Origin of the sequence: Nocardiopsis sp. NRRL B-16309 (genome assembly GCF_001279585.1) — a bacterium.
In the GTDB taxonomy this organism is placed as follows: Bacteria; Actinomycetota; Actinomycetes; order Streptosporangiales; family Streptosporangiaceae; genus Nocardiopsis.
The window spans coordinates 31,089-44,834 of the sequence record NZ_LGEC01000002.1; the positions used below are offsets into that span (position 1 = coordinate 31,089).

At 72.5% G+C, this 13,746-nt stretch carries 9 protein-coding genes; 5 read left to right on the forward strand and 4 right to left on the reverse strand.

The features are described from left to right. Window positions 1–437: 437 nt before the first annotated feature. From gcl to ADL05_RS00155, 3 genes are all read right to left on the reverse strand, one after another. Window positions 438–2,153 (reverse strand): glyoxylate carboligase, encoded by a 1,716-nt coding sequence (gene gcl / locus ADL05_RS00145; RefSeq protein ID WP_053614762.1) that lies wholly within the window; start codon window positions 2,151–2,153, stop codon window positions 438–440. A gap of 161 nt (window positions 2,154–2,314) precedes the next feature. Next, window positions 2,315–3,202: a 2-hydroxy-3-oxopropionate reductase gene (locus tag ADL05_RS00150; RefSeq protein WP_053614763.1), complete on the reverse strand. Its 888-nt coding sequence runs from the start codon at window positions 3,200–3,202 to the stop codon at window positions 2,315–2,317. Between the two features lie 223 nt (window positions 3,203–3,425). Further along, a complete protein-coding gene (locus ADL05_RS00155) occupies window positions 3,426–4,223 on the reverse strand; it encodes a hydroxypyruvate isomerase family protein (RefSeq protein ID WP_053614764.1) in 798 nt (265 codons plus the stop codon). Window positions 4,224–4,657: 434 nt separating this feature from the next. On the opposite strand from ADL05_RS00155, the gene uraD reads away from it, so the two are divergent. From uraD to ADL05_RS00175, 4 genes are all read left to right on the forward strand, one after another. Beyond that, window positions 4,658–5,212, forward strand: a complete 555-nt coding sequence (gene uraD / locus ADL05_RS00160; RefSeq protein WP_053614765.1) for a 2-oxo-4-hydroxy-4-carboxy-5-ureidoimidazoline decarboxylase — start codon at window positions 4,658–4,660, stop codon at window positions 5,210–5,212. Then, the gene (gene uraH, locus ADL05_RS00165; RefSeq protein ID WP_053614766.1) at window positions 5,209–5,553 is read left to right on the forward strand and encodes a hydroxyisourate hydrolase; all 345 of its coding nucleotides are present in this window, start codon (window positions 5,209–5,211) and stop codon (window positions 5,551–5,553) included. Before uraD ends, uraH begins: the two co-directional genes overlap by 4 nt. Before the next feature lie 216 nt (window positions 5,554–5,769). Then, window positions 5,770–6,666, forward strand: a complete 897-nt coding sequence (gene pucL, locus ADL05_RS00170; RefSeq protein ID WP_053614767.1) for a factor-independent urate hydroxylase — start codon at window positions 5,770–5,772, stop codon at window positions 6,664–6,666. 473 nt (window positions 6,667–7,139) lie between these two features. Then, window positions 7,140–8,639 (forward strand): nucleobase:cation symporter-2 family protein, encoded by a 1,500-nt coding sequence (locus ADL05_RS00175; RefSeq protein WP_053615022.1) that lies wholly within the window; start codon window positions 7,140–7,142, stop codon window positions 8,637–8,639. A 155-nt stretch (window positions 8,640–8,794) separates the two neighbouring features. Here the strand turns inward: ADL05_RS00175 and ADL05_RS00180 are convergent, their stop codons facing one another. Then, entirely contained in the window at window positions 8,795–9,859 is a 1,065-nt protein-coding gene (locus ADL05_RS00180) for an alkene reductase (protein WP_053614768.1), read from the reverse strand. Between the two features lie 215 nt (window positions 9,860–10,074). Here ADL05_RS00180 and ADL05_RS00185 point away from each other — a divergent pair, with 215 nt between their 5' ends. After that, the gene (locus ADL05_RS00185; RefSeq protein WP_053614769.1) at window positions 10,075–13,590 is read left to right on the forward strand and encodes a BTAD domain-containing putative transcriptional regulator; all 3,516 of its coding nucleotides are present in this window, start codon (window positions 10,075–10,077) and stop codon (window positions 13,588–13,590) included. Window positions 13,591–13,746 lie beyond the last annotated feature (156 nt).

Consider the following 13,746-nt stretch of genomic DNA (forward strand, 5'->3'; position numbering starts at 1 on the left):
GGTGGCTCCTCGGTGAGAGTTCGCGTGGTCAAAGGTCGACCAGGACAAGCCGAAGCCCCGCGGCGAGGGAGCCGACCTTTTAACGACCCCCGCCGCGGCCGCTAAGAAGGAGCAGCTCGCGCAGCATAACGGGGTTCACGCTAGCAGACGGATCCGAGACCCTGGTACCCGACGTCCACATACTGGGATGGTGGGACGCCACCCTGTTCGGCGGACGTCACCCTCTCCTACGGTGGCGGGCGCTCCGCTATTCCCGCGCACGGCGAAGGGGCGCCGCGGTGACCCGGCCAAGTGGTCACCGTGGCGCCCCTCTCCCCCGTGGGGGCCTGGCGCGTGTTCCGGGGAACACGCCCTGGTCGCCGCGGCCCGGGGTGCAGGTCCGGGCCGCGGCGGGCTGTGGCGGCGGTCGCGTGGCTGTCCGACCGCCCGCGGGTCGGTTACGCGCCGGGAACCGGCTCGAACTCCTTGACCGCGTTGATCGCCGGTCCGTGCGGGGTGTTGGCCTCGCGCTCGATCATGATCTCGACCAGGACCGGCCGCGAGGTGGCACGCGCCTCCTTGCGGGCCCACTCCAGCGACTCGCGGATCTCGGAGGGCTCGAAGACGCGGCGGCCGGAGCAGCCGTAGGCCTCCATGAGCTTGACGTTGTCCGTGCCGTACTCGTCGTAGTGGATGTCCACCTGGTAGTTCATGTCGAACGGGATGGACGCCTGGCGGATCAGGCCCAGGTACTCGTTGTTGAGCATGATGATGACGTAGGGCACGTCGTACTGGGCGGCGACCGCCAGCTCCTCCACCATGTACTGGAAGCCGTAGTCGCCGACGATGCCGACGACCTCCGCGTCCGGTTCGGTGTGCTTGAGGGCCTTCTTGACGCCGATGGCCGCGGGGATCTCCCAGCCCAGGGGCCCGGCCTGGCCGCAGATCTGGTAGCGGCGCGGCTTGTAGGCCTTCTGGTGCTGCCCGCCCCAGATCTGGTAGAGGCCGATCGCGGTGACGAAGTAGGTGTCCTCGTCGAAGACCTCGTTGATCTCCTTGTACACGCGCGGCGCCTTGACGGGGACGGTGTCGAAGTCCTCGCGCCGGGTCAGCTCGGACTTGAGCCGGCCGATCCGGTCGATCCACGGCTGCACGGCCGCCTTGGCGTCACGGCGCTTGGCCGCGGCCAGCAGTTCGCGCAGGAACAGCTTGGCGTCGGAGACCACGCCCAGGTCGGGCTCGAAGACCCGTCCGATCTGCGTGGCCTCGATGTCCACGTGGATGAACTTCCGGTCGCCGCGGTAGACGTCGATCTGCCCGGTGTGGCGGTCGGCGAACCGGGCTCCGACGGCCAGGACCAGGTCCGACTCCAGGAACGAGGCGTTGCCGTAGCGCTGTGAGGTCTGCACGCCGGTCATGCCGGAGTAGAGCGGGGAGTCCTCGTCGAAGGACCCCTTGCCCATCAGGGTGACCTGCACCGGCACGTTCAGGTACGCGGCCAGTTCGCGCAGCTCGTCGGAGGCCTCGGCCAGGATCACGCCGCCGCCCGCGAGGATGAGCGGGCGCTCGGCCTCCAGCAGAAGGTCCAGGGCGCGCTCGACCCGCGGCAGGTGCGGCTCGACGGTGTTGATCTTGAGCGGGGCGTCGATGGTGGGGTCGTAGTCGATCAGCTGCTGGGCGATGTCGACCGGGATGTCCACCAGCACGGGGCCGGGGCGGCCCGACTGGGCGATCCGGAACGCCTCGCGGAAGATCCACGGGGCGGTCGCCGCCTCCTTGATCTGCACGGCCCACTTGGTGACGGGCTTGGCGATCTCGACGATGTCGACGGCCTGGAAGCCCTCCTTGTCCAGCAGGTCGGTGCGCTGCTGGCCGGTGATGCACACGATCGGCACGGAGTCGGCGATGGCCGTGTACAGACCGGTGATCATGTTGGTGCCGGCGGGGCCGGAGGTGCCGATGGCGACACCCACCTTGCCGGTGGTGCGCGACCACCCGTCCGCCATGTGGGTGGCGCCCTCCTCGTGGCGGACCGTCAGGTGTTCGATCCCACCGACGTCCTCCATGGCCTTGTAGAGCGGCAGGATCGCCGCACCGGGGCAGCCGAAGGCGGTGTCCACGCCCTCGTCTTTGAGAACCTCGACGACGGCGTTCATCGCGGGCATCTGTACCATTTGAAGCGAACCCTTCAGTGCTAGGGGGGTTGAACGGATTTCCGTCGGCGGGACCCAGGGTGCGGCCAACACCCGAGGCCGCCGCCGGCCACGCGGTTCACACGTCAGCCGTGGTGGCGGACGGCCGGTACCGCCGACGGGAATTCCACTCGCGGCGGTCGTTACTCGCCACGACCCGACAGTTGCAGGACGGTCTTCAGCAGCGCGGAGTGGTCGAGACCGCCGTCGCCCTGGAGCTTGAGCGCGCCCACGAGCTGCGCGATGGTGGCGCCCACGGGGAGCGCGACCCCGGCCTCGCGGGCCGAGTCGGTGACGATCCGCATGTCCTTGTCGTGCAGGGCGATCCGGAAGCCCGGCTTGAAGTCGCGCTCGCGCATGACCTTGCCCTTGCGCTGGAGGACGGTGCTGCCGGCGAGTCCGCCGCCCAGGACCTCCAGGCCCGCTTCGGTGTCCACGCCGTGCGCCTCCAGGAAGACGAGGGCCTCGGCCAGGAGCTGGATGTTTCCCGCGACGATGAGCTGGTTGGCGGCCTTGACCGTCTGGCCGGACCCGTGCGGGCCGACCAGCACGGGCGTGGTGCCCAGGACGTCGAAGACGGGGCGCGCGGCGTCGAAGTCGGCCTGCTCGCCGCCGACCATGATGGACAGCTTGGCCTCGATCGCTCCGGCCTCGCCACCGCTGACGGGCGCGTCCAGGACGCGGAAGCCGCGCTCGGTGCCGGCCTGGGCGATCTCGCGGGAGACGTCCGGGCGGATGGTGCTCATGTCGATGACGAGGGTGCCGGGCTTGGCGCTCTCGAAGACCCCGCCCTCTCCGAGCATGGCCTCCTTCACGTCCGGGGAGTCCGGGACCATCGTGATGACGATGTCGGCGTCGGCGACCGCTCCGGCGATGCTGCCCCCGCGGCGGCCGCCCTGCTGGACGAGCGAGTCGACGCGGTCGGGGGTGAGGTTGTGGCCGGTGACGGTGTAACCGGCCTGGACGAGGTTGGCGGCCATGGGCAGGCCCATGATCCCCAGTCCGATGAAGGCGACGTTCGTGGCGGGCATGGTGGCCCCTTTCGTGGCTGTGCTTGGTGTGTGCGGAGACCGCTCGGTGGCGGGTGACGGGTGAGGGTCCGCGGCCGGAGGCCGTCCGTTGAGGGAGGCTCCCCCCGCCGAAGGCCCCCGGAGCGGCGGTGGGCGACGGGTGAAGGTCCGCGGCCGGAGGCCGTCCGTTGAGGGAGGCTCCCCCCGCCGAAGGCCCCCGGAGCGGCGGTGGGCGACGGGTGGGCTAGTGGAGCCAGCCGAAGCTCTCGTGGGTCGGGACGGTGGGCTTGTACTCCAGGCCGACCAGCCCGCGGTAGCCGTGCGCCTCGGCCGAGGCGAGCAGCTCGTGGACGGGCAGCTCCCCGGTGCCGGGCTCACCGCGGCCGGGGGCGTCGGCGATCTGGATGTGGCCGAACTCGGCGGCGTGGGCGCGGACCACCGCGGCCACGTCGTCGCCGTTGACCGCAAGGTGGAAGAAGTCGGCCAGGAGGGCGACGTTGTCGGCTCCGGCCTCCTTGACCTTCGCGACGAAGGCCAGGCCCTCCGCGGCGGTCTTGAGCGGGTAGTCGTCGGCGCCGCTGATCGGCTCGACGAGGACGGTGCCGCCGACCTTGGCGACCGCCTGGGCGGCGGCGACCGTGTTCTCCAGGGCGAGGCGGTCCTGCTCCGCGGGGTCGACGCCCGGCAGGCGGCGGCCGTAGAGCGCGTTGAAGCCGGTCGTGCCGGTGCGCTCGGCGATGCGGGCGACCACGTCGAGGTTGGCGAGGAACTCGGCGCCGCGCGCGGGCTGGGAGAGCACCCCGCGGTCGGGTCCGGGCAGGGCCCCCGCGAAGAAGTTGAGCCCGCTCAGCCGCACCCCGGCGGCGTCGACGGCCGCGACGAACGCGTCCACCTCGTCCTGGGGCGGGGTGGCCTCCTCGAACGGCCACCAGAACTCCACGGCGTGGAACCCGGCGTCCCGTGCGGCCTGCGGGCGCTCGTTCAGGGGGAGCTCGGTGAACAGCAGCGAGCAGTTCACCGTGTAGCCCAGAGCGTGGCTCATGCCTTGCCTCCGTCACCTTTGATTCCGCTTTGTGGAATCTGATTTTCACTTGAAGGAATAATCTGAGTGTGCGGGGCGCCACCCCGACTTGTCAACCTCCCCTCACACCCCGGGAGCAGGTGATCGGCCCCGTCAGGCACACGCGCCCCCGGCCACCCGTGGCTTTACTCGACACACAGCACGCCCGGTACGGACAACTTCGCTGGTTGTTCACTGCACGGAACGAAGGCGCGACTTTTTGCGCAAAGCCCCCTAGCCAGTGTTGACAAGGTCACACCCACCCGGGTTAGAGTCCGTTTACTCCGTCATACGGAAACAGCCATCTGCACTACGAAAACGGCTGGCCGTGCGGGGCGAGACCACCCGCATCCTCCACACGAACGCGGGTAGAGGACCTCCGCAGCACCACGACCGGCCGTACAACGGGAGCCCACATGCCCGAGACCACCGCGAGCCCGCCGGGCCGAGCCTTCGACCCCGGCCTGGACCGCCTCAACGCGCTCTCCCCCGCGGAGCTGCGCACCGAGCTCGCGCAGTGCCTCGACATCGAACGCTGGGTCGAGGCCGTCGCGTCGGCAGCGCCCTTCGCCGACCGGCGGGACCTGCTGGCGCACGCCGACGAGCACGCCCGCGCGGTGAGCACCGACGAGGTCGCCTCCGCGCTCGCGCGCCACCCGCGCATCGGGGACAAGGCCGAGGGGAAGAGCACCGAGGCCGCCTGGTCGCGCGGGGAGCAGTCGGCCTTCGCCGCCGACACCGACGACGCCTCGCTCCGCGTCCAGCGGATCTTCGAGTTCGCCCAGGGCGAGTACGAGGGCCGGTTCGGGCAGATCTACCTGGTGTGCGCCAGCGGCCGCACCAGCCGCGAACTCCTCGCGGACCTGATCGGCCGACTGGAGAACGACCAGGGCACCGAGCTGGCCGTGGTCGGCAACGAACTCCGCAAGATCGCCGGACTCCGGCTCGAGAAACTCCTGGACGCCGCATGAGCCACGTGACCACGCACATCCTCGACGCCGCGCTGGGCCGGCCCGCGCGCGAGGTCCCCGTCCGGCTGGAGGCGGCGGCCGACTCCGCGCGCACCTCCTGGAAGCCCGTGGCCGAGGGACGCACCAACGCCGACGGGCGCGTTCCCGACTTCGGCCCCGACCAGCTGCCGACCGGGTTCTACCGGGTCGTCTTCGACACCCAGGCCTACTTCGACGCGACCGGCCAGACCGGGTTCTACCCCGAGGTCACCATCGTCTTCCACCTGGCCGACGAGGACGCGCACTACCACGTGCCGCTGCTCCTGAGCCCGTTCGCCTACTCGACCTACCGCGGCTCCTAGCCCACCGCCGCCCAGAACGGCGGGGCCACCGGCCGCCCGCCGCACGTCCCCGGAAAGGAGCCGCCGGACGGTATCCACCGCGAACACACCCACCCTCTTCGAGTGCGCGACAGGTCCTTCCGCATGACCACAGCGGTCCTCCCTCGTACGCACGGCGCGACAGCGCGAACGATGACGACTTCAGTTCATGAACGAAAGCGAACGGAGTTCACCCTGATGGGCATCCGACTCGGAGACAACCAGTACGGCAAGGCCGAGGTACGCCTCGTCCACGTCGACCGCGACACCGACGTCCACCAGATCAAGGACGTCAACGTCACCTCACAGCTCCGCGGGGATCTGGAGACAGTGCACACCCTCGGCGACAACAGCACGTGTCTGCCGACCGACACCCAGAAGAACACCGTCTACGCCAAGGCCCGCGAGTGGGGCGGCGTCGGCGCCATCGAGGACTTCGCCCTGCGCCTGGCCCGGCACTTCGTCGACGAGCACGACTACGTGCACGGCGCGCGCCAGGAGATCCAGGAGTACTCCTGGGACCGCATCGCCACCGCCAACGGCCCGCACGACCACGCCTTCTCCCGACGCGGGGCCGAAACGCGCACCACGGTGGTCCAGAAGGACGGCGACCGGGAGTGGGTCGTCTCCGGTTTCGAGGGCCTGACGGTCCTGAAGTCCACCGGCTCGGAGTTCCACGGCTACCCCAAGACCAAGTACACGACGCTCGCCGAGACCACCGACCGGATCCTGGCGACCGACGTGACCGCGCGCTGGCGCTACACGGGCACCGAGCACGACTTCGACAAGGCCTACGCCTCCATCCGCGCCCTGTGCCTGGAGGCCTTCGCCGAGACGCACAGCCTGGCCCTCCAGCAGACGCTGTACGAGATGGGCCGGGCCGTCCTGGAGGCCCACCCCGAGGTCGCGGAGATCCGCTTCTCCATGCCCAACAACCACCACTTCCTGGTGGACCTGTCGCCGTTCGACCTGGACAACCCCGGCGAGGTGTTCTTCGCCGCGGACCGGCCCTACGGCAAGATCGAGGCCACGGTCGAGCGCGACGACGCGCCCGACGCCGGCGACGCCTGGAAGAGCGTGCCCGGCTTCATCTAGGGAGTGTTCTGGCTTTCGGGTGAGCGAGCGGTCGCCAGACCATCTCTCGCAAGGCGATGTGCGACGTTCAGCCTGGTCGTGCCGCACGAGCGCAGAGGCGCGGCGAGAGGCGGCCTGCCGGCCGCGAGCCCGGAATGCCGCAGGAATCACGACCCAGACCGACAGGGTCGTCCCCGCCGGGGCCCGACGCGGCGCCGCGCGCGCCGCGGGGCCGGGTCCCGGCCCCTCTCCGCCCCGGGGTTCCACCGTTCGAGGCCGCACTGAACTGGTCCCCTCTCCTCACCCGCCACGACGCTCGGGCGCTACGCGGGGAGCAGGGCTACCGCCCTCGACCGACGGGCTTCGGCCGCGGCCCCGACCTCAGGCATGCCGGAGAACGCCCGCCGAGCAGGGCCACACCACCGGGTCCCGTACCCGAGAAACCGGTCACCCCCCACCGGATGACCGCCGACAGCGAAGGCTGGACACTGGCCATGAACGACAGTCCGTCCGCGAAGGACTCGGCCACAACGACGCCGCACCCGACCCCCCGCCCCGAGGACGAGAAGCTCCCGTTCCGGTTGCAGATCGTCTACGGGCTCCAGCACATCCTCACCATGTACGCCGGAGCCGTGGCCCCGGCACTCGTCATCGGCGCCGCCGCCGGACTCGCGAACGACCCCGCCGCCATCGGCATCCTCGTCAGCGGAGCACTCCTGGTCGCCGGTATCGCCACCCTCCTGCAGACCATCGGCCACCGGCGCGTGGGCGCGCAGATGCCGATCGTGGTCGCCTGCTCCTTCGTCCCCGTCAGCGCGATCACCGCCCTGGCCGCCGGGGACAACGGGGAGAACCTCCCCGTGGCCTTCGGCGCGTCGATCACGGCGGGCCTGTTCGCCCTGCTGCTCACGCCGTTCTTCGGGCAGCTCATCCGCTTCTTCCCCCCGATCGTCACCGGCACGATCATCACGGTGATCGGGCTGAGCCTGATGCCGGTGGCCGCCCGGTGGATCATGGACGGGGCGACGATGGTCCGGGAGGACGGCTCGGCCGTCCCCGCCGCTCCCCTGGCCAACCTCGCGCTGGCCGGGTTCACCCTGGCGCTGATCCTCCTCTGTTCCCGGGTGCTGCCCGGGATCTGGGGCCGCCTGTCGGTCCTGCTCGGCCTCGTCGCCGGGGTGCTGGCCTCCCTGCCCTTCGGGATGGCCGACTTCAGCCGGGTCGGCGAGGCCGACCTGGTGTTCGACCCGACGTCGGTGTTCTACTTCGGCCCGCCCCGGTTCGAGGTGACCGCCATCATCACGATGTGCATCATCATGCTGGTGGTGCTCACCGAGGGCGCCTCGCACATCATCGCGGTCGGCGAGATCACCGGGACCAGGGTGGACGCCAAGCGCATCTCCGCCGGCCTGCGCGCCGACGTCAGCGGGTCGATCATCGGCCCGATCTTCAGCGCGACGCCGACCAGTTCGTTCGCCCAGAACATCGGCCTGCTGGCCCTGACCGGGATCCGCAGCCGATTCGTGGTCGCCACCGGCGCGGGCATCCTGCTGGTGCTGGGACTGTTCCCCGTCCTGGGCGGGGTCATGGCCGCGATCCCCACCCCGGTGCTCGGCGGCGCGGGACTGGTGCTCTTCGGCAGCGTGGCCGCGAGCGGCATCAAGACCCTGGCCAAGGTCGACTTCACCCACAACCTCAACCTGGTCCTGGTGGCCGCGTCCTTCGGCGTCGCGATCATCCCGCTGGCCTACCCGACCTTCTACGCGTTCCTGCCGGAGCCGATCGAGATGGTCGTGCACTCGGGCATCATCGGCGCCGCCGTCGTCGCCATCGTGCTCAACATCTGCTTCAACGTCCTCGGCCGGGCGCGCGGAGGCGGCGCCCCGGAGGAGATCGACTCCGAGGAGATCGGCACCGCCGGTCCGGGTGAGGCCAAGTACACCAGCCACGCCGACGCGGCCTACCAGGAGCGCCCGGAGGAGCCCCGGGACTGACGGAGGCCGACGACGTCTCCGCCCGGTCGGGAGGCCGGGCGGAGACGAGGCCGACACGCCGCCCTCGTCCGCACACCGACCCCTCACTCCCCTACCGACCCCTCGACGCCCGGAGCCCGGCCCCCCGCGGGAGCCGGGCTCGCGGCGTGTGCGGATCAGGCCCGGTCGAGGGCGGGGTAGTCGGTGTAGCCGCGGTGGTCGCCACCGTAGAACGTGCCGGAGTCGGGCTCGTTGAAGGGACCTCCGGCGCGGACGCGGTCGAGCAGGTCGGGGTTGGCGAGCCAGGCGGTGCCGAGGGCGACCGCGTCGACCACGCCGTCCTCCAGCGCGGAGACGGCCGGGGCGAGGTCCAGTCCGGCCGCCGGGTTGTGCACCAGCGCGCCCTGCCACTCCTTGCGGAAGAGCTCCGCGGTCTCGCGGGAGGCCATCGCCAGGTGCAGGAAGGCCAGGTCGGAACGGTCCTTCAGGCCGTCGAGCAGGGCGATGTACTGGGTGCGGGTGTCGCTCTCGGTGATGCCGTTGAAGGGGTTGCCCGGGGACAGGCGCAGCGCGGTGCGCTCGGCGCCGATGGTGTCGGCGACCGCGTCGACGACCTGGAGGGCGAAGCGGGCCCGGTTCTCGGGGCTGCCGCCGTACTCGTCGGTGCGCCGGTTGGCGCCGTCGGCGAGGAACTGGTGGATGAGGTAGCCGTTGGCGCCGTGCAGCTCGACGCCGTCGAAGCCGGCGGTCACCGCGTTGCGGGCGGCCGAGGCGAAGTCGTCGAGGGCCTCGGCGATGTCGGAGGACGTGAGCTCGCGGGGGACCGGGTGCTCGACCATGCCGGAACCGTCGAACAGGGACTCGCCCGAGGCGATCGGCGAGGGGGCGACGGGCAGGCCGCCGTCGGGGTACAGGCTCGGGTGGCCGATTCGGCCGGTGTGCATGATCTGGGCGAAGATGCGGCCGCCGCGCTCGTGGACGGCGCCGGTGACGCGCTTCCAGGCCTCCACCTGCTCGGCGGAGTGCAGGCCGGGCGTGTTGATGTAGCCCTGCCCCCGCACGCTGGGCTGGGTGCCCTCGGTGACGATGAGCCCGGCGGAGGCGCGCTGGGCGTAGTACTCGGCGACGAGGGCGTCGACCTGGCCGCCGACGTGGGCGCGGGACCGGGTCATCGGCGCCATGAACAGACGGTTGGGCAGCTCCAGGCCGCCGAGCTTGATGGGGTCGAACAGGGTGGTCATCGTGGTGTCTCCGCACTGTCTCGGGGCGGGTGCCCCTGGCTGATGTCCTCAACCTAGGCAGGGGCGCTCACCGTCTCCTCGCCGTCCGCTGGCCACCGCTTGCCGTTCGCTGTCCGTCCGCTGTCGGTGCGCCGTCCGTCCGCTGTCGCCCCCGGGTCCGCCCGCCCACGGCCCGGGCGGCGTCCGCCGCGGACGGTCGGCATACGCTGGTCCCCATGCGATTCGGCGTTCTGGGACAGCTCGCGGTGTGGACCGGCGACGACGAGCCGGTCCGCGTGCCCGGGGCCAAGGTCAGGGCGCTCCTGGCCCACCTGCTGGTGCACCGCGGGACGTCGGTGTCGGCCGACCGGCTCGCGGCCGAGCTGTGGGACCGGCCCGCGCACGACACCTCGGCGGCACTGCAGACCGCGGTGTCGCGCCTGCGCGGAGCGCTCGACCGCGGCGAGGCCGGTACGCGCGGCCGGGTGGAGTCCGGCCCCTCGGGCTACCGGCTGCGCGTGGACCCGGGCCAGGTCGACGCCGACCGCTTCGAGGAGCTGGTCGCACGGGCCCGCGGCGCCGACCCGGCCGGGGCCGCCGCCCTGCTGGGGCAGGCCCTGGAGCTGTGGCGCGGCCCCGCCCTGGCCGACCACGCCGACGCCCCCTTCGCCGCGCCCGCCATCGCCCGGTGGGAGGAGATGCGCCTGACCGCGGTCGAGGACCGCGCCCGGGCCCGCCTCGACCTGGGGGAGGACGCCGCGCTCGTCGCGGAGCTGGACGAACACCTGCGCGCCGAACCGCTGCGGGAGCGCCTGCGCGCCGCGCACATGCTCGCCCTGTACCGTTCCGGCCGCCAGAGCGGGGCTCTGGAGAGCTACCGGCGCGGCCGCGACCTGCTGGCGCGGGAGATCGGGGTGGAGCCGGGCCCGGAACTCGTCCGCCTGCACGAGCGGATCCTGGCGCAGTCGCCCGACCTCGACCGCGCGGCCGTCGCCCCCTCCGCCACGGAGCCCGACACCGCGCCCGCACACACCGCCACCCCGCGTACCGCCGTACCCCCCTCCGCCACGGAGCCCGACACCGCGCCCTCGTCCCCAGCCGTTCCCACCTCCGCCACCGCCTCCGTGCCCGCACCCACGGCCGCACCCGCGTCCCCCACCGCTCCCACGTCGGCGACCGAGCCCAATGCGACGCCCTCACCCACGTCTGCACCCGCGCCCACGGCCGCACCCGCGCCCGCGTCCATGGGCATGGCCGCGGTCCGCCTCCCGGCCCCGCTGACCGACGTGGTCGGCCGCCAGGAGTCCGCGCAACGGCTCCGGGGCGACCTCGCACGCTTCCGCCTGGTCACCCTGGTCGGCCCCGGCGGGGTCGGCAAGACCACGCTCGCCCTGAGCGCGCTCTCCGAGGGCTCCACGGCGAACCCCGTGTGGTTCGTGGAACTGGTCGGCCAAGCCACTGAGGCCACCACCCCCGACGACGTCGCCGACGCGGTCGCCGCCGCCATGGGGCTGCACGACGAGGGCGACGCGGACGGCGTCGGCGGCCAGGCCCGGGGCCGCTCCTCGGCCGACCGCCTGGCGGCCTCGCTGGGCACACAGCCCGCCCTGCTGGTCCTGGACAACTGCGAACACGTCACCGAGGCCGTCGCGGCCCTGGCCGTGCGCCTGCTGCGCTCCGCGCCGGGCCTGCGGATACTGGCGACCAGCCGCGAACCGCTGGGCGTGCCCGGCGAGCGCCTGCACCAGGTCCGGCCGCTGCGGGTGCCCTACGACCACTCCCCCGCCGAGATGGCCGGATCAGACGCGGTCGAGCTGTTCACCCGGCGGGTGACGGCGTCCCTGCCCTCGTTCGCCCTGGACGAGGACAGCGCCGAGGCCGTGGCCACGATCTGCCGCCGCCTGGACGGACTGCCGCTGGCCCTGGAGCTGGCCGCCGCCCGGGTGCGCTCGCTCGGCGTCCGCGAACTCGCCACGCGGCTGGACGACCGCTTCCAGCTCCTGGGCGGCGGCGGGACGGGGCTGCACGAGCGGCAGAGGACCCTGCGCGCGATGGTCGACTGGAGCTGGCGGCTGCTGACCGAGGCCGAGCGCACCGTGCTGGGCCGGCTCTCCGTCCAGGTCGGATCGTTCTCGCTGGAGTCCGCCGAGGCCGTCGCGATCGGCCCGCTCCCCGGCGGGGGCCGGGTGGAGACCGCCGACGCGGCCGGTGTGCTGGCCGCGCTCGTCGACCGGTCCCTCGTCGTGGCCCACCAGGACCGCGCGGGCACCTGCTTCCGGCTGCTGGAGACCATCCGCGCCTTCGCCCGCCAGAAGCTGGCCGAGTCCGGGGAGGAATCCGAGGTCCGCCGCCGCCACGCCCACCACACCGCCGACCGGCTGACGCGGAAGGATCCGCTCACCCTGACCGTGGACATCGGGCGCTCCCTGGACCTGATGGACCAGGACGCGCCCAACGTCCGGGCCGCCGCGGAGTGGGCGGCCGACAACGGGGACGCGGGCCTGGCACTGCGCATCACCGGAGCCCTGGGCTGGTCCTGGTACCTGCGGGGCCGCTACCGCGAGGGCGTGCGGCTGCTGGCGCGAGCGCTGGCCGCGCCTGGCCCGGCCACCGACGCCGAGCGCGCCGTCGCCCTGCTCTGGCGGTTCTCACTCGCCTTCGCCGAATGCCCCCACGAGGGCCCCCAGGACCTCGCGCGCGAGGCGATCGCCCTGGCGGAGCGCTCCGGCGACCCGCTGCTGGCGGCCAGGGTCCGCACCGTGCTCGTGTACATGACGTCGGCCGCGTCCGGGCCCTCGGCACCCGTGAGCTCACCGGGGAAGGTCGTGGAGGAGGCCCTGCGCACCTTCGCGTCGTCCGGCGACCGCTGGTGGCAGGCCTTCGCGCAGAACCTGTGCGGCTGGTGGGCGATGCGGCACAGCGAGCTGGCCGAGGCGCGCCGCCACGGCCGGGAGAGCCTGGAGCACTTCGTCGCGCTCGCGGAGCCCTGGGGACAGGTGCGCTCGTGCGGCCTGCTCGGGATCCTGGCCGAGATCGAGGGCTCCTACGAGGAGGCCGCCGACCTGCACCGCACGGCGCTGGACCACGCCGAGCGGATCGGCCTGTGGACCGTGGTCGTGGAGGAGCTGACCCGGTTGGCGCGGGTGCACATGCTCACCGGCGACTTCGCCCTGGCCGACGAGTACAACCACGGCGCGCTGCGCGTGTCCGAGGAGCAGGCGTTCGACACCAAGGTGCTGTTCGTGCGGGGCGGCCTGGCCATGACGGCGCGGCGGCGCGGCCGGTGGGAGGAGGCCGAGCGGTACCTGCGCGAGATCCTGGCCGCCCACCGCCGGGACGGCTACCGGCCGGGGCAGGCCTTCGCCCTGGCCGAGCTGGGTATGTGCGCCGAGGCGCGCGGCGACGCGGCCGCCGCCCGGGACCTGCACGAGCAGGGTCTGGAGTGCGCGCGGCTCGCCCGTGATCCGCGGGCGGTCGCGATGGCGCTGGAGGGCCTGGCGGGGGCCGACGCCCTGGTCGGCGAGGGGGTGCGCGCGGCCCGGCTGCTGGGCGCCGCCGCCCGCGCCCGGGAGGAGACGGGCGCTCCCCTGCCCGAGGCCGAGCGCTTCGACGTCGACCGGATCATCGCCGCCGTGCGCGGGCTGCTGGGGGAGGCGGCCCTGGAGCGCGAGTGGAGCCACGGGCACGAGTGGGTGCTCTCGGAAGCGGTCCTGCGGGCGCTGGGCGAGCCGTCGGTCCCCGAGCGCGCCTGAGGGACCCGCGCCCCAAGCCCCGACCGCGCACCGTGATCACGCTGTGGCCACATCCGGCCACAGCGTGTTCGTTTCGGTCCGCTGGGTGAGCGGGCTTCACCTGCGCGACCTCGTAAACAAGGCATTCCGCTACGAACGTCACGCATAGTCAGACAC